Raw genomic sequence first — 16,374 nt, 5'->3', positions numbered from 1 at the left:
AGCTCAGGTATTCACCAGTTCCTGCAGGAACGGTGTGGCGAGTTCGATGCCCATCACGCCCAGTGCCAGCGCGGCGTTACCCAGCGTGACGACGATGAAGCCGATGGTCTCGTAGTTGTCCTGCGCCCACTGCTGCAATGTCTGCACGGTCTTCTCCTCCCTTCGCGATTGCGCTGATGGGATGTGACCAGCGTCGCACCTCTACGGTGGGGGGCCAAGGGCTGTTATCGAGTTGGGAGGCGACGTGTGGTGTGGTTACCGCAGGTAAGGGCCTGTACCACCCCCAGTTATGAATGAGATTGCACCATCGTGCATAATCATTTGCAACGGCGGCGCGAGCCGGACCGGCAACGGGCCAGCATACTGCTGGACAGCGGTCACCGGATCCCGCGGAGACCGCACACCCGAGAACGAACAGCAGACCAACGCACACATCCTAGGGAGCACCAGAACATGTCCGATCGCGTCGTACTCGCCTACTCCGGTGGGCTGGACACCTCCGTGGCCATCAGCTGGATCGGCAAGGAGACCGGCGCCGAGGTCGTGGCCGTCGCCATCGATCTGGGGCAGGGCGGCGAGGATATGAACGTGGTGCGCCAGCGCGCCCTGGACTGCGGCGCCGTCGAAGCCGTGGTGGTCGATGCCCGCGACGAGTTCGCCGACGAGTACTGCCTGCCCACCATCCAGGCCAACGCCCTGTACCAGGACGAGTACCCGCTGGTCTCGGCGATCAGCCGGCCGCTCATCGTCAAGCATCTGGTCGAGGCCGCGAAATTCCACGGTGCATCCACCGTCGCGCACGGCTGCACCGGTAAGGGCAACGACCAGGTCCGGTTCGAGGTCGGTATCGGCGCGCTGGCTCCCGATTTGAACGTGATCGCCCCGGTCCGCGACTACGCCTGGACCCGCGAGAAGGCCATCGCCTTCGCCGAGGAGAACAAACTCCCGATCAACGTCACCAAGAAGTCGCCGTTCTCCATCGACCAGAACGTCTGGGGCCGGGCCGTCGAAACCGGGTTCCTCGAGGATCTGTGGAACGCGCCCACCAAGGATGTCTACGACTACACCACCGACCCCACCGTCAATTTCGAAGCCCCCGACGAACTGATCGTCACCTTCGACCGCGGTGTCCCGGTGGCCATCGACGGCCGCCAGGTCAGCGTGCTCGAAGCGATCGAGGAACTGAACCGCCGGGCGGGCCGTCAGGGTGTCGGCCGGCTGGACATGGTGGAGGACCGGCTCGTCGGCATCAAGAGCCGGGAGATCTACGAGGCGCCGGGCGCCATCGCGCTGATCACCGCACACCGTGCCCTCGAAAGCGTCACCCTCGAGCGGGAACTGGGCCGGTACAAGCGGCAGGTCGAGCAGCGCTGGGGCGAGCTGGCCTACGACGGTCTGTGGTTCTCCCCGCTCAAGCGGGCCCTCGACGCGTTCGTCGCCGAAACCCAGCAGCACGTCAGCGGCGATATCCGCATGGTCCTGCACGGCGGCAATGTGACCGTCAACGGCCGGCGCAGCGAACAGTCGCTCTACGACTTCAACCTCGCCACCTACGACGAGGGCGATACCTTCGACCAGTCGCTGGCCAAGGGTTTCGTGCAGCTCCACGGCCTGTCCTCGAAGGTCGCGGCCAAACGCGATCTGAACCAGAAGTAGGTACCCGGTCGCCCGCAACGGCGGCCGGGTGGCCTTCGCGATCGGTCGATGTCCGGCCGGGTTTCACGCTGTCGCGCTCCGGGACCGGACGGCGGCTAGGCGCGCTGTGGCAGCGGCCCGCCGTCGGCGTACAACGAACGCACGGCGTCGCGGCGGTGCGCGGCGCAGGGAGACGGTGCGGGCTGCGGTCGGTCCGGCGGCTCGGATCGGGTTCGGCCGGCCGCGGTGGGGCGGAGGGCGGATTGCCATTCGTAGCCGGAACAGCATCCTGGCGATTGTGGGCGCAACAGCGACTTTGCCGATCGTCAACAGACCTCGTAATGCGGCGCAGTCGCTCCGGAGCGGCCGGTCGTGGCGAGCGGCGGCATACAGAACCAATACCGTAGAGGCCGACCCGGCCGGCATATCGAGACGTGGGAGAGACAGTGGGCACCAACGAGGGCGCGTTGTGGGGCGGGCGGTTCGCATCCGGACCGGCCGAGGCGATGGCGGCGCTGAGTAAATCGACCCAGTTCGACTGGGCACTCGCGCCCTACGACATCCGGGCGTCCAAGGCGCATGCCCGGGTACTGAACAAGGCCGGCCTGCTGTCGGAGACCGATCTCACCGCGATGCTCGCCGGCCTCGATCGGCTGGCCGCGGATGTGGAATCGGGTGCCTTTGTGGCGGCCGAATCGGACGAGGATGTCCACGGCGCGCTCGAGCGTGGGCTCATCGAACGTGTCGGTACCGAACTCGGTGGCCGGTTGCGGGCCGGACGATCCCGCAACGACCAGGTCGCGACCCTTTTCCGGATGTGGCTGCGCGACGCCGTGCGCCGGATCGCCGCCGGGCTGGTCGCCGTGGTGGACGCACTGGTCGAGCAGGCCGCCGCCCATCCCGATGCGGTGATGCCCGGGAAAACCCATCTGCAGGCCGCGCAACCCGTGCTGCTGGCGCACCATCTCCTGGCGCACGCCCACCCGCTGCTCCGCGATATCGACCGGTTGCGCGATTTCGACAAACGGGCCGCCGTCTCCCCGTACGGGTCGGGTGCGCTCGCCGGTTCCTCGCTCGGTCTCGACCCGGAGGCGATCGCCGCGGATCTGGATTTCGATGCCGCCGCCGCCAACTCCATCGACGCCACCTCGTCGCGGGATTTCGCCGCCGAGGCGGCGTTCGTGCTCGCGATGATCGGTGTGGACCTCAGCCGGATGGCCGAAGAGGTCATCATCTGGAGCACTCCCGAATTCGGCTATGTCACCCTCGCCGATGCCTGGTCGACCGGGTCGTCGATCATGCCGCAGAAGAAGAATCCCGATGTCTCGGAACTCACCCGCGGTAAAGCCGGTCGTCTGATCGGCAACCTCACCGGCCTGCTCGCCACCCTGAAGGCGCAACCCCTCGCCTACAACCGGGACCTGCAGGAGGACAAAGAACCCCTGTTCGATTCGGTCGCCCAGCTGGAACTGCTGCTGCCCGCCATCGCCGGACTGGTCTCCACGCTGACCTTCCACACCGAGCGAATGGCCGAACTCGCTCCCGCGGGATTCACCCTCGCGACCGATATCGCCGAGTGGATGGTGCGCCGGGGCGTGCCGTTCCGGGTCGCGCACGAAGCGGCCGGCGCCTGTGTCCGCGCCGCCGAGGCGCGGGGGGTCGGGCTCGACGAACTGACCGACGCCGAATTCGCGGCGATCGATGCTGCGCTCACCCCGGAAGTCCGCGCGGTGCTGACCGTCGAGGGCTCCGTGGCGTCGCGGAATGCCCGCGGCGGCACGGCGGGGGAGCGGGTGCGTGAACAACTCGCCGAGGTCCGGCAGGCCGCCGGCGATATCCGCGCCTGGCTGGGCTGAGTAGCGCGTATACCCGCGAACCGGCGGGGCAAGGCGCGCCCGCCCCGGTGCAGAAGAACCTTCCCTCCCGCCGCGCTCGTTGTCGGCCACAGAGGCGGTTACCGGAGTCGAGACGGCCAAGGCACCACGATCGGCGTATGGATGCGGCGCAATTATTTGTCCCTACCTAGATATGCGCATCTGAACATGAGCGTCGCAAGGACCTCTGGAGGCAAGGCAACCCGACGTGCCCCACCAGGCAATACAACAAGGAAATGCCGGAGATTGCCGCGTCGAATCTCAGAGTAGGAACGGCTGCGCGGTAGCTACCTCGAGCACCCCGGCGAACCACGGACTGAACTCGTGCGGTTCCTCCCGCATCTGCCGGCGCAAGTCGTCGGGATTCATCCACCGGTACGCGGCGACCTCGGCCGGGTCGGGTTGCGGGGCGGCGCTGTCGAGCAACCCGATCAACACGTGATCCCATTCGTGCTCGACGTAGCCGGTGCGCGGGTCCTCGGCGCGGTACCGGTAGACCCCGACCTCGGTCAGCTCGACGCGGAATCCCATCTCCTCGTCCAGCCGGATACCCGCGGCCTCGGCGACCGGCTGGCCGGGTGCCGGGTGACCGCAGCAGGTGTTGGACCAGCGCGCGGGAAACCGCGTCTTGCCGAGCGCGCGCTGCTGCAGCAGCAACTGCCCGCGCCTGTCGAAAACGAGCACCGAGAAAGCCCGGTGTGGCGCACCCGGGGCGCGGTGGGCGTCGGAAACCGCGCACGATCCGACCGGGTTACCGGCCGCGTCCACCAGTTCCACGGGCAGCGATTCCCGGTCGGTGGGGGCGGTCGGGAGCTGGGTCGTATCGGTCACGTTCCCACCCTATCGGCGCGGGCGGGTAGGTCCGCCGAGGTGAGGGGTACATGATGTAGATGTCACAACGGACGGCCGGTCCGGAGTGCGATATGGCAGGCTTTGGTGCATACCTTGTGGTTTGTGAGGTAGACCACGCCACGGGCAGGGCTGGGAGTGGAACGTGAAGTTGAGTGTGCGAGGTTTGGTGGGATCGGCGCAGCGGGTGATGGCCACCGCGCAGAACGGTCTCGAAGTCATCCGCTTCGGCGGGCTCGGACGCGATACCGATTCCTCGCCGTTCGAGATCGCCGAGCGCCGGCCCATGTACCGGTTGCGGCACTATTTTCCCGCGGACACCGGTGGCGGTCCGGTGGTGCTGCTCGTACCGCCGCTGATGGTGAGTGCCGATATCTGGGATGTCAACGGTGACGACGGTGCCGTCGGGATTCTGCACCGCGGCGGAATCGACTGCTGGGTGGTCGATTTCGGTTCGCCCTCGACAGAGGAGGGCGGCTGGCAGCGGGATCTGGCCGACCATGTCCTCGCCGTGCACAGCGCCATCGATACCGTCTGCGCGGAAACCGGCCGCACCGTGCACCTCATGGGGTACTCACAGGGCGGGATGTTCGCCTACCAGGCGGCCGCGTTCCGATCCGGAAAAGGGATCGCGAGCATCGTGACCTTCGGCAGCCCGGTCGATATTGTCGCCGGGATGCCGCTCGGACTGCCGCATGCCGCGGTGACCGATCTGGTGGATTTCGCCGCCGACCACGTGGTGCCCCGGCTGCCGATCACCGACCGGATGGTGCGGATCGGATTCCAGCTCCTGGATCCGGTGAAAACCACGAAGGCGCGCATCGATTTCCTGCGTCAGCTGCACGACCGCGAGGCCCTGCTGCCCAAGGAACGCCAGCGGCGGTTCCTGAGCAACGAGGGCTGGGTGGGCTACGCGGGGCCCGCGGCGGCGGATCTGCTGAAGCAGTTCGTCGTGCACAACCGGATGATGCTCGGTGGTTTCGTGATCCGCGATCAGCCGATTTCGCTGGCCGACCTGAAATGCCCGATCCTGGCGTTCGTCGGTGAGGTCGACGAAATCGGTCAGCCCGCAGCCGTGCGCGGCATCGTCCGTGCGGCGCCGCGCGCCGAAGTCTATGAATCAACGGTGGTATCCGGGCATTTCGGCTTGGTCGCCGGTTCCATGGCGACCCGGTGTACCTGGCCGCGAGTGCGGGACTGGGTGGACTGGGTCGAGGGTGGCGATCCGCTGCCGGAGGACATCGTCCCGATGGCCGACCAGCCCGCCGGCAACGCCCCGCGGACCGCGCTGATACGCGCCGTGCATACCGCCACGGCGCTGGCGGAGGCCGGTGCGGGAGTCGGCCGGGCATTGGAACAGGTGGCCGCGAATACGGTCCGCGGCTCCGTCGGGCTGGTCGAGGGCGCGGCGCGGACGCTGCCCCGGCTGACCCGGCTCGGCACGATCCAATCCGGAACCCGCATCTCGATAGGCCGGCTGATGGCCGAACAGGCGCGCCGGACACCCAATGGGGAATGCTTCCTGTTCGACGACCGGGTCCACACCCATGCGGCGGTCGATGCCCGGATCGAGAACGTCGTGCGCGGGTTGATCTCGGTGGGAATCCGCCCGGCGACCCGTGTCGGGGTCGTGATGGAGACCCGGCCCAGTGCGCTGGTGACCCTCGCGGCACTGTCCCGGATCGGCGCGGTCGCGGTGCTGCTGGCGCCCGACAGCGATCTGATCACCGCCCTCGAACAGACCGGAACGGTGATCCTGGTCTCGGATCCGGAGAACGTACGCCACGCGGTGGCGACCGGAGCCCGAGTGCTCGTACTCGGTGGCGGCGATTCGCGGGGCCTGGCGGTTCCGGCCGGCACCGATCTCGTGGACCTGGAACAGATCGATCCGCAGCGCGTGCACATTCCGGGCTGGTACCGCCCCGACCCGGGTCGCGCGCGTGAGCTCGCGTTCATCCTGGTCTCCGGCACCGGCGACCGCCTGGATATCAAGTACATCACCAACCACCGGTGGGCCTTGTCGGCGTTCGGTACGGCCTCGGCCGCCTATCTGGATCACAAGGACACGGTGTACTGTCTGGCGCCGCTGCACCATTCGTCCGGCCTGCTGGTGAGCCTGGGCGGCGCCATCGCCGGCGGTAGCCGGATCGCGCTCGCCAGATCGCTGGACCCGGCGCAGTTCGCCGAGGAAGTGCACCGCTATGGGGTCACGGTCGTCACCTACACCTGGACGATGCTGCGCGATATCCTCGACGCCGAAGTCTTCCCGGCCGGGTATCCGCATCCGATCCGGTTGTTCATCGGTTCCGGTATGCCCGCCGGTTTGTGGCGGCGGACGATGGAACAGTTCGCGCCCGCCCGGGTCCTCGAGTTCTACGCCTCCATCGAGGGCGATGTGGTGCTGGCGAATGTGCCCGGTGTGAAGTTCGGCTGTAAGGGCCGTCCGGTTCCGGGCACGGCACGGGTCGAATTGGTGGCGTTCGACCCGGTGACCGGCCAGATCATGGTGGACGACAACGGGTACGCCCGGCGGTGCGCGGATAACGAGGTCGGGCTGCTGATCGGGTCGGCCGGAGCGAATGTCGATCTCTCCCGCGGCGGTTTGCGCGGAGTTTTCGAACAGGAGGATTCCTGGCTGCCCACCGAGAACCTGTTCCGCCGCGACAGCGACGGCGATTACTGGCTGGCCGACCGGATCGATACGGTGATCCGGACCCGCCGCGGCCCCGTGTTCACCCAGCCGATCGTGGACGTGCTCAACGATATCGCCGCCGTCGATATGGAGGTCGCCTATGCACTGCCGGCCCGGGACAGGGTACTGGCGGTGGCCGCGGTGAGCGTGCGGCCCGGTTTCGACCTCGGTGCCGCCGATGTGACCGAAGCGCTGCGGTCACTGCCACCTGGGCAGCGTCCCGATGTGGTCTACGTCGTCGACGATATTCCGCGGAGCCCGTCCTTCCGGCCTTCGGCCCACGCGGTGCAGGAAACCTACGCGCCCCGGCCCGGCCCCCACACCTGGTGGTACAACCCGGATTCGGAGGCCTACGAGGATCTCACCGATGTGGGCTCGCTGGGACTGCTCACCTGAGTCCGGCGGCTGCCGCGGCGATCAGCAGGGCCGGCTCCCCGGCGTTCAGCAGCGGAACTCGGTGACCGCGGTGAGCACCCGGTCCAGCTGGCTGCGGGTGAGCATGGGCCACAACGGTAGCCGGACGATCGTCGCCGCGAACCGCGCGCTGCGGGTGCAGGGGACCGGTGCACGACCGTATTTGAGTCCCGCGGCACTGGAGTCGAGCGGTACGTAGTGGAACGGGGCAACGATGCCCCGCGCGGCGAGATGCCGGATGAAGGCGTCGCGGGTGTCCTCGCCGGGCATGCGGAGATAGAACAGGTGGGCGGTATGCCGGCGGTCCGGCGGCACGGTCATCGGCGCGACACCCTGACTCGCCGCCCACGACGCCAGCCCGGCCGAGTAGGTATGCCAGACGCGGTGCCGGGCACGCTGGATCGAATAGAATTCGGCCAGCTGCGCATCGAGCACCGCGGCATTCAGTTCGCTGGGCAGATAGCTGGATCCGATGTCCTGCCACGAGTACTTGTCCACCTGCCCGCGCAGGAAACGCGCCCGGTCGGTGCCCTTCTCCCGGATGATCTCCGCACGCCCCATCAGGATGTCGTCCGACAGCAGCAGGGCCCCGCCCTCGCCGCAGTGCACGTTCTTGGTGTCGTGGAAACTCTGGGTGCCGACGGTGCCGAGCGTACCGAGGGCCTTGCCCCGCCAGGTGCCGCCGAGACCGTGCGCATTGTCCTCGATGAGCGCCAGGCCGTGCCCGCGCGCCAGATCGCCCAGCGCGGCCATATCGGCTGCCACCCCGCCGTAATGCATCACCACGATCGCCTTGGTGTGCTCGGTGATCGCTGCCGCGGCGGCCGCGGGGTCGATATTGCCGGTCGTCTCGTCGATATCGACGAAAACGCAGGTCGCACCGTGTACGGCGAACGCGGTGGCAGCGGAGGTGAATGCGAAACTGGGCACGATCACCTCATCGCCGGGACCGAGCTCGAGCAGCAGAGCGCCCAGCTCCAGCGCGTGCGTGCACGAGGTGGTGAGCAGAACGTGCGGGGCACCGGTGATCTCGGCGAGTTTCGCGGTGGCGGCGGCGGTGAACGGGCCGTCTCCGTGGCAGTGATCGGATTCGAGCACCGTGGTCACGTTGGCCAGCTCGCCGGCCGCCCGGTACGGCCGGCTGAAGATGATCCGGTCATCGCTGCATTCTCCGCGGAGGGGAGCAGGCGCGGTGTGGTTACGTCGCGCCATCGTGGCCGGCCCGCTCATCCGGCCGCTACCTCGGCACGCGGCCGGGCGAGCGACTGCGCGGTATCGTCCGGCGGCCGGGGCGTGGGGGATTCGATGGTGAGGTACAGGGGTTTACCCACCAGGATGTGCAGCACCACGCCGAGGTATTCGGCGATGAGCCCGAGTGAGAACAGCAGCGCGCCCGAACACAGCAGCAGCACGACGATGATCGAGGCCCAGCCCTCGGGATTGCCGTCGCCGCCGGTCACCGCGGACCAGATGATCACCGCGGCCAGGATCGTGCCGGCCACCGCCAGCGTGACCCCGAGCAGGCTCACGACGCGCAGCCCGCGAGTGCCGCTGCACAGCACCATCTTCCAGAACAGTGAGAACAGGCGCCGGTAGTTGTACCCCGATTCCGGGCGGCCCTCGCTGCGTAACCGCACCGGAGCTGTCGCGGTCCGGCCGACCACCCAGGTCAGTGCGACATCGAGATAGGCGCCGTTGGCGGCGACCTCGGCGAGCCGGCGCCCGATATCGCCCCGGATCATCCGGAAACTCTCGAACCGGGTCGAGTCCGGGAACGCGAAAAGGGTGGCGAGAACGAGTTTGGCGCCGCGGGAGGTGAGGTTGCGCAGCGGCCCGTGCGGGCGGGTGTTGGTGGGCCGCGAATACACCAGGTCCGCACGCTGCCGGTAGGCGGTGTCGAGGAATTCGGTGATACAGGCCGGGTCGTGCTGGCCGTCCTCGTCCATCGTGACGATCCAGCCGCCGCGCGCCGCCGCCATCCCGGCGATGGTGGCGGCGTCCTGACCGTAGTTGCGGCTCAACCAGATCACCCGCACCAGCGGGTTCTCCCGGGCCAGCCGTTGCAGAACCAGATCCGACCCGTCCGGCCCGCAATCGTGCACGAGCACGATCTCGGTCACCCGGAAACGCAGACCGCCCGGCGTGGCGGTGGTCGTGGCGAATTCGCCGAGTTCTCTGACGAGCCCGGCGACTGTCTGTTCACCACGGTAGACCGGCACCACCACCGAAACCCCGCACACTCCGGGCGAATCGGGATCCGGTCCGTGATATGTCGTGCCCGGCGGGGGCCACGGCGACACCGAAGCCGGATGGGTGGTGGAGCCGGCTGTCGCCGGCCGGTGGATGTCCGGTGCGGAAACGGACTTGGGCGGAAACGGCATTGGCGAGATCGACTTTCGACGGAGGATAACGCGTGCCGGGTCTCGATGACGCTGGTGAGCCCGAGAAATGCGAACTCTAGCAGGTGTACCCGGCGTCGCGCGGGTAGATTCGATATGCGTCGTTACGGTCGGTCCCCGGGCCGCAGCCGGTATGGTCTGGGACCTGTGGCGGATGGTCGAGCCGATGATCGGCGGGATGTGCTGCGGTGGGGTCCGGTGTGCGCGGCGGGGGCGGTGGCCGCCCACTCGGCGGCGCTGCCGGCGAATCCCCGGCATTTCCACCGCGACGACACCGAGGCGCGGTACGCGCCGCTGTGGGTGATAACCGGACGTCCCCTGCGAGAGGGGAACTTCGCGGTTCTGGTGCCCGAGCACCGGCCGGCCGGTGCGCACGCGATCGAAAAAGCCGAACTGCTCGATCCACCGCAGGCCCAACTCGAACGCACCCGGCGCGACCCGGCTCGGAAGATCGGCGGTGCGGCGGGCGCAAGTTCACTCGGGCCGGCACTTCCCCAGATCGCCCAGCTGCGCGGTCCTGGGCGAAGCGGCCTGGCATGCACCGAACGGGAGACCGGCAAACCCGCGCTCGTGGCCGCGAAATCATGACGAGAGAGCACACCGGAACCCAGGCTCACGGCGCCGGCCACGACGGTTTCGCGCGCGAACATCGTCGACCCGGCGATCACGAGGAGCCGGACCGTCTCTCCACGGACTCCCGGCACACCATGGGATCCGCCGCCGATCGGATCCAGCTGTCGAAGGAGCCGGAAACGTCGGTGGGGAGCCCGGTGCCGGTCGCAGCCGAGTCCGGGAATCCACCGGAGGACGCCGTGCGGTGCTCGGGTGTTCCGGCCGCATCGCAGTCCGGTGCCGGCGCGGAAAGGGTCCGTGGCAGCGGACCGGGCGCGCTGCTTCGCCTGGCGAGGCGCCGGGAAGTCGCATTCGCGATGGTCGGCGTCGTGAATACCGCGATGGGTATCGGGCTCACCGTCGCCTGGCTGGCCCTGCTGGGGGATTCGGTGCCGCCGTCCGTGGGGGTCATCGCGGCCTACATCACCGGAATCGGTATCGCGTTCGTCCTGCACCGCCGGCTGGTGTTCCGGGTCCGCGGGCGGGTCCTCCGTGATTTCCTCGGGTTCGCCGCCGTGAACTGCGGGGGTCTGTTCGCCAACGCGGTGCTGCTCGAGCTCGCCGTGAGCCTGTTCGGATTCCCGCGCGCGCTCTCCGCAGTGGTGGTCATGGGGGCGGTCGCCGCCGGAACCTTCTTCGGCCACCAGTACATCTCGTTCCGCCGGCCCGCGGTATGAGCGCGATATCGGAGGGCGCCGGAGCCCGATCCGTGGCCGGGTACGCTTCCATTCCATGTCCGAGCACACCATTCTCGACCCCACGCTGCTGAGCCTGCTGGCCTGCCCGCAGGACAAGGGGCAACTGCACCTGGTCCGCACCGGCGACGGCGCAGACGTGCTGTACAACCCGCGGTTGCGCGTGGCCTATCCGATCGACAACGGAATCCCGGTACTGCTCGCCGACGAGGCCCGCGCGGTCGGCGAGGCCGAGCACGCCGATTTCGCGCGGCAGTTCGGCGAATAACACCGGGTGCTCATTCCGTGCCGCCTGCCGCGGGAACCTCGCCGATATCGCCGGTGAGATAGCGCTGCACCGTGGGGCCGACGGCGGCGACGAGCCGGTCGAGAGGCAGCTCGGTGACCGGATCCAGCTTCACGATCTTGCGCGACATGATCACGCCCATCATCTGGGACGCGGCAAGCGCCACCCGGAGCCGGCCGTCGTCGGTATCCGTGGCGATACGCCGGCGGATCCGCTCGAAGATCACCGAGAGCAGGAAATCCCGCGCCGGTGAGGTGTCGCCACCGGCGACGAGGCTGCGGAACAGGGCCACGGCACCGGTCCCCGCCGGCGAATCCCAGACGGCGATCACCGCGCCCACCAGGGTTTCGCCCAGTTGATCCAGCGGGGTCGTATCCACTCGCGCGAGCACGACCTCCGGGTCGACCGGTAGTTCGACCACAGCCGCGAACAACTGTTGCTTCGTCCCGAAATAGTGGTGGATCAGGGCCGGGTCGACGCCCGCGTCCGCCGCCACCGCGCGAATCGAGGTCTTGTCGAACCCGTTTTTCGCGAAGCGCTGCCGGGCCGCATCCAGGATCGTTGCGCGAGTGCCGGAGGTGCCCGGCCTGCGTCCCGGCCGGGCAGGCCGAGGTTCGGGGGCGGTGCTCATGCCGTGCGCCGGCGTAGGGTTGCCGCGCCCAGGCACAGGGCCACCGCGGCGAATCCGGCAACGATCCCCAGGTCCCGCCACATCAGCCCGGTGGGTTGACTGTGCACCGAGACCTCGTGCAGCGCGTCGACGGCATAGCTCAGCGGCAGCACATTGCTGATCACCTCCAGCCAGTCGGGCAGCTGTTCGCGTGGCACCAGCAACCCGCACAGGAAGATCTGCGGGGCCGCCACGACCGGCATGAATTGCACCGCCTGGAACTCGGTCCGCGCGAAGGCGCTGCACAACAGCCCCAGCGCGACCCCCAGCACCGCATCCACCATCGCGATGAGCACCACCCACCCGGGGTTTCCGGCAGCGTCCAGGCCGAGCAGGCCGAACGACACCAGGCAGGCCACGCCCGCCTGCGCGGCGGCCGCGAGCGAGAACGCGGTCCCGTACCCGCCGAGCAGGTCGAGTTTGCTCAACGGTGTGGTGAGCAGCCGTTCGAGCGTGCCGGAGCTGCGTTCGCGCTGCATGGCGATGGCGGTGATCAGGAACATCACGATGAACGGCAGAATACCGAGCATGCTGATCCCGACCCGGTCGAACAGGCTCACCGGCTGCTGCGGTGTGGCCGGCACATCCTGATAGATGAAGTAGAGCAGGGCCATCAGCAGCGCCGGTACCACGAGGACCATCGCGATCGTGCGGTGATCGTTGCGCAGTTGCCGCAGAATCCGGGTGGCGGTCGCCGTATATGCCGCAAGCGGTCGCGGTCCGGTACCGCGATCCATGACCTGTGCGGCGGGGGCGGGGTGTCCCGGTGCGGCGTTCGCGCTCCGGGCCGCACGGTGGCGTTCCCTCGGGCTCGGTCCGCTCATACCGGTTCTCCCATCGTGATGAGGGCCAGGAAAGCCCGTTCGAGGTTCTGCTCGCCGGTGCGTTCGCGCAGTTCGTCCGGGCTCTGCTGGGCCAGCAGCCGGCCGTCGCGCATGAGCAGCAGCCGGTCGCAGTGTTCGGCCTCGTCCATCACATGGCTCGACACCAGCAGGGTCGTCCCCCCGGCAGCCAGTTCCCGGAACTTCTTCCACAGTTCGACTCGGAGAACCGGGTCCAGCCCGACCGTCGGCTCGTCCAGCACCAGCAGCTCCGGTGCGGCGACCAGCGCGCATGCCAGCGAGGCCCGGGTGCGCTGTCCACCGGAGAGTTCGTCGCCACGCTGGTCGCGATGGTCGGACAGTCCTACAGCGTCGAGTGCCGTATCGACCGCCCCGCGGCCGGCGCCGTAGAGCGCGGCGAAGTAGGCGACATTCTCGTGGACGCTGATATCGGCGTAGATGCTCGGCGCCTGGGTCACGTAGCCGATCTGCCGCCGCAACCGCGCGCTGCCCGCCGGTGACCTGAGCGCGGTGATCTGCCCGGCGGTCACGATCTGGGTGCCCACGATGCTGCGCATGAGAGTGGTCTTCCCGCAGCCCGAGGGGCCCAGCAGCCCGGTGATCGAGCCGCGGGGGATGGTCAGCGAAATATCGTGCAGTACCTCCCGTTTACCGCGTCGCACCGTGAGGTTCCGTACCTCCACCGCGTCCTGCGTACCGGTCACGGACATGAGCCGCCCCTGTTCATCCGGATGGAATTCATCGTGTGTTGAATTCTTCGCCCGAGTGCCGCCGGATGCAAGGCCTGTACGGGAAATCTGTCGATCCGGGTCACCACCCGTGCGACCTCCCGGCCGGAACTGCCTCGCCGACCGGGCGCCGCTCCGGTCCCGCTCCACCGTCGGCATCACCCCGATTCGAGAGCACCGGGTGGCTGACCTGCCGCCCCCGCCGCACCCGGCCCACACCGGTTGCGACAATCCTCGGGTGAGTGCCGAGGAACTGGCTGTTGATCCCTTGACCGCCGCCCGGCGCCTGCTCGGCGCGACCCTGTGGTCGGGCTCGGTGGGCGCCTACCTGGTCGAAGTCGAGGCCTACGGTGGTGACCCCGCCGGGCCCTGGCATGACCCGGCCGCCCACTCCGGTCGCGGCCGTACCCCCCGTAATGCGGCGATGTTCGGCCCGCCGGGCAGGCTCTACGTCTATCGCAGCTACGGCATGCATACCTGCGTGAATATCGTCAGCGGACCGGACGGCGTGGCCTCCGGTGTGCTCCTGCGTTCCGCGGAGATCATCGCCGGCCACGACATCGCCCGCGCCCGCCGCCCGGCCGCCCGCGGCGCCGACGATCTGGCCCGCGGCCCCGGCAACCTGGGAAGTGCCCTCGGAATCCATATGGACGACTACGGCACCGATGTCTTCGACCCGGATTCGGTGATCCGGCTGGAACTGGGCCCGCCCGCGGATCCGTCCCGGATTCTCGCCGGTCCGCGGGTGGGAGTCAGTACCGAGGCCGACCGCCCGTGGCGACTGTGGTTGCACCACTCCCGCGCGGTATCTGTCTACCGTCGCAGCCCGCGCGCGCCACAGATCGAGGAATCGGCCTGAGGCGGGCCGGGCATCCGATCGCACCGCCCGCAATGCGCTTGCGGTGGTACGCGAAGATGAACCCGTGAGCAGCGACATCATCGACGAACTGACCTGGCGCGGTCTCATCGCGCAGTCCACCGACCTCGACGCGCTCCGGGAGGCGCTGGCCGCCGGCCCGCGCAATCTCTATGCCGGTTTCGACCCCACCGCGGCCAGCCTGCACGCCGGGCATCTCGTCCCGCTGCTGGCCCTCAAACGGTTCCAGCGAGCGGGGCACCGGCCGATCGTCCTGGCCGGCGGCGCGACCGGACTGATCGGCGATCCCCGCGACGTCGGCGAGCGCACGATGAACTCGGCCGATACCGTCGCCGCCTGGGCCGACCGGATTCGTTCCCAGCTCGAACGGTTCGTCGACCTGGACGATTCACCGACCGGCGCCCTCATCGTCAACAACATGGACTGGACCGGCGGGCTGAGTGCCGTCGACTTCCTCCGGGATATCGGCAAACACTTCTCGGTGAACGTGATGCTCGCCCGCGACACCGTCAAACGGCGGCTCGAGGGCGAGGGCATCTCCTACACCGAGTTCAGCTACATGCTGCTGCAGGCCAACGACTACCTGCAGCTGCGCCGCACCCACGATTGCGTGCTGCAGGTGGGTGGTTCGGACCAGTGGGGCAACATCATCGCCGGTGTCGAATTGAACCGGCGCGTGGACGGGGCGGCCGTCCACGCACTGACCGTTCCGCTGGTGACCTCGGCCGACGGCAAGAAGTTCGGTAAGTCCACCGGCGGCGGCAGCCTGTGGCTGGACCCGGAGCTCACCAGTCCTTACGCCTGGTTCCAGTACTTCGTGAACACCGCCGACGCCGACGTCGTCCGCTACCTGCGCTGGTTCACCTTCCTGGAACAGGAAGAGCTGGCCGAACTGGAGGTGGCGACCGCCGAACGGCCACACGCCCGTGAGGCCCAGCGCCGGTTGGCAGCCGAGATGACCACGCTCGTCCACGGCGCGGACAACACCCGCGCCGTACAACTCGCCAGCCAGGCGCTCTTCGGCCGCGCCGAACTCCGGGATCTCGACGAGCCGACCTTGGCGGCGGCACTGCGCGAGGCCGCCGGCGAGGGCGAGCCCGCGGAGGTGGTGCCCGGTCAGGACACGATCGTGGACCTCCTGGTGGCCTCGGGCCTGTGCGAGAGCCGCGGAGCGGCCCGCCGCACGGTGAACGAAGGCGGGGCATCGGTCAACAACGAGCGCGTGAAGGACCTGGATTGGACACCGGAAACCGGTGACTATCTGCACGGTAAGTGGCTGGTGCTCCGTCGCGGAAAGCGCAATTTCGCAGGGGTCCGGCGGGGCGCTTGAAATTGATCTTGGTGGGCTGGGTCACAAATTCGCGATCCGGCCCACCGGATCGCCCATCTGCAAGCCTGTGACCTGCGAAAACATAGTCCCGATGTGGCGATTTGACGTAGCGTTATCCGCCGCGTAACTTATTCAACGTCAGAGCGACACGGACACCGACCAGGGGCCCGGAGTGAGGCGGAAACGCCGAGCCGGAGGGACCAGGGAAACGAGGTTGGACGAGGAGCGCCTGGCAGATCGGCCGAAGATGCGGAGTTTGACTCTGAGCCACTGGCCGGTTAAGCTAGAAAACCTGCCCCAAACGAAGTACTGGTTAGCCAGTCACTGAGTTGTGTGCGTGTGTTCTTTGAGAACTCAATAGTGTGTTGATGAATGTCAGTGCCAAATATTTAATTTGGTTTCGGTTCTTCATACCCCCGTGTGGAGGGCCGAACATTTAAGTCAGCTAAATTCCGGCTGGCGATTGTTTTG

Annotated in this window: 15 protein-coding genes; 8 read left to right on the top strand and 7 right to left on the bottom strand. The window is 68.0% G+C overall.

The genetic code is table 11. From position 1 onward, the window contains the following. Positions 1-3 precede the first annotated feature (3 nt). A complete protein-coding gene (locus QH196_RS29730; RefSeq protein WP_280419164.1) occupies positions 4-147 on the bottom strand; it encodes a hypothetical protein in 144 nt (47 codons plus the stop codon). Between the two features lie 306 nt (positions 148-453). Here QH196_RS29730 and QH196_RS29725 point away from each other — a divergent pair, with 306 nt between their 5' ends. Together QH196_RS29725 and argH are read left to right on the top strand one after the other, a co-directional pair. Beyond that, on the top strand, positions 454-1,656 hold the full coding sequence (locus tag QH196_RS29725) for an argininosuccinate synthase (protein ID WP_280419163.1): 1,203 nt from the start codon (positions 454-456) through the stop codon (positions 1,654-1,656). Positions 1,657-2,081: 425 nt separating this feature from the next. After that, entirely contained in the window at positions 2,082-3,491 is a 1,410-nt protein-coding gene (gene argH / locus QH196_RS29720; RefSeq protein ID WP_432279575.1) for an argininosuccinate lyase, read from the top strand. A 279-nt stretch (positions 3,492-3,770) separates the two neighbouring features. Here argH and idi read toward each other — a convergent pair whose 3' ends face one another. Then, on the bottom strand, positions 3,771-4,340 hold the full coding sequence (gene idi / locus QH196_RS29715; RefSeq protein WP_280419161.1) for an isopentenyl-diphosphate Delta-isomerase: 570 nt from the start codon (positions 4,338-4,340) through the stop codon (positions 3,771-3,773). Between the two features lie 163 nt (positions 4,341-4,503). Here idi and QH196_RS29710 point away from each other — a divergent pair, with 163 nt between their 5' ends. Next, entirely contained in the window at positions 4,504-7,446 is a 2,943-nt protein-coding gene (locus tag QH196_RS29710; protein ID WP_280419160.1) for an AMP-binding protein, read from the top strand. 45 nt (positions 7,447-7,491) lie between these two features. On the opposite strand, the gene rffA is transcribed toward QH196_RS29710, so the two are convergent. Continuing rightward, positions 7,492-8,676: a dTDP-4-amino-4,6-dideoxygalactose transaminase gene (gene rffA, locus QH196_RS29705; RefSeq protein WP_280419208.1), complete on the bottom strand. Its 1,185-nt coding sequence runs from the start codon at positions 8,674-8,676 to the stop codon at positions 7,492-7,494. A 14-nt stretch (positions 8,677-8,690) separates the two neighbouring features. Further along, positions 8,691-9,704 (bottom strand): glycosyltransferase, encoded by a 1,014-nt coding sequence (locus QH196_RS29700; protein ID WP_280419207.1) that lies wholly within the window; start codon positions 9,702-9,704, stop codon positions 8,691-8,693. A 306-nt stretch (positions 9,705-10,010) separates the two neighbouring features. On the opposite strand from QH196_RS29700, the gene QH196_RS29695 reads away from it, so the two are divergent. From QH196_RS29695 to QH196_RS29685, 3 genes are read left to right on the top strand one after another with little or no spacing between them, the layout of a single operon-like run. Next, positions 10,011-10,451 (top strand): hypothetical protein, encoded by a 441-nt coding sequence (locus QH196_RS29695; RefSeq protein ID WP_280419159.1) that lies wholly within the window; start codon positions 10,011-10,013, stop codon positions 10,449-10,451. After that, a complete protein-coding gene (locus QH196_RS29690) occupies positions 10,448-11,152 on the top strand; it encodes a GtrA family protein (protein ID WP_280419158.1) in 705 nt (234 codons plus the stop codon). Before QH196_RS29695 ends, QH196_RS29690 begins: the two co-directional genes overlap by 4 nt. Before the next feature lie 55 nt (positions 11,153-11,207). Next, positions 11,208-11,438: a Trm112 family protein gene (locus QH196_RS29685; protein ID WP_280419157.1), complete on the top strand. Its 231-nt coding sequence runs from the start codon at positions 11,208-11,210 to the stop codon at positions 11,436-11,438. Positions 11,439-11,448: 10 nt separating this feature from the next. Here QH196_RS29685 and QH196_RS29680 read toward each other — a convergent pair whose 3' ends face one another. The 3 genes from QH196_RS29680 to QH196_RS29670 all read right to left on the bottom strand — a co-directional run bounded on the left by QH196_RS29680 (position 11,449) and on the right by QH196_RS29670 (position 13,678). Beyond that, positions 11,449-12,087, bottom strand: coding sequence for a TetR family transcriptional regulator (locus QH196_RS29680; RefSeq protein WP_280419156.1), 639 nt, complete (start codon positions 12,085-12,087; stop codon positions 11,449-11,451). Beyond that, positions 12,084-12,863: an ABC transporter permease gene (locus tag QH196_RS29675; RefSeq protein ID WP_280419206.1), complete on the bottom strand. Its 780-nt coding sequence runs from the start codon at positions 12,861-12,863 to the stop codon at positions 12,084-12,086. Before QH196_RS29675 ends, QH196_RS29680 begins: the two co-directional genes overlap by 4 nt. A gap of 83 nt (positions 12,864-12,946) precedes the next feature. Next, complete coding sequence (locus QH196_RS29670) at positions 12,947-13,678, bottom strand: ABC transporter ATP-binding protein (RefSeq protein ID WP_280419155.1); 732 nt, start codon at positions 13,676-13,678, stop codon at positions 12,947-12,949. Positions 13,679-13,934: 256 nt separating this feature from the next. Here QH196_RS29670 and QH196_RS29665 point away from each other — a divergent pair, with 256 nt between their 5' ends. Together QH196_RS29665 and tyrS are read left to right on the top strand one after the other, a co-directional pair. After that, on the top strand, positions 13,935-14,555 hold the full coding sequence (locus tag QH196_RS29665) for a DNA-3-methyladenine glycosylase (RefSeq protein WP_280419154.1): 621 nt from the start codon (positions 13,935-13,937) through the stop codon (positions 14,553-14,555). Between the two features lie 64 nt (positions 14,556-14,619). Further along, positions 14,620-15,903, top strand: coding sequence for a tyrosine--tRNA ligase (gene tyrS / locus QH196_RS29660; RefSeq protein WP_280419153.1), 1,284 nt, complete (start codon positions 14,620-14,622; stop codon positions 15,901-15,903). The last annotated feature ends 471 nt before the right edge of the window (positions 15,904-16,374 follow it).

The organism is Nocardia carnea, from assembly GCF_029868325.1.
GTDB lineage: Bacteria > Actinomycetota > Actinomycetes > Mycobacteriales > Mycobacteriaceae > Nocardia > Nocardia carnea_C.
The sequence above is the reverse complement of the archived record's forward strand: the minus strand, read 5'-3'. Positions and strand labels throughout refer to the sequence as shown.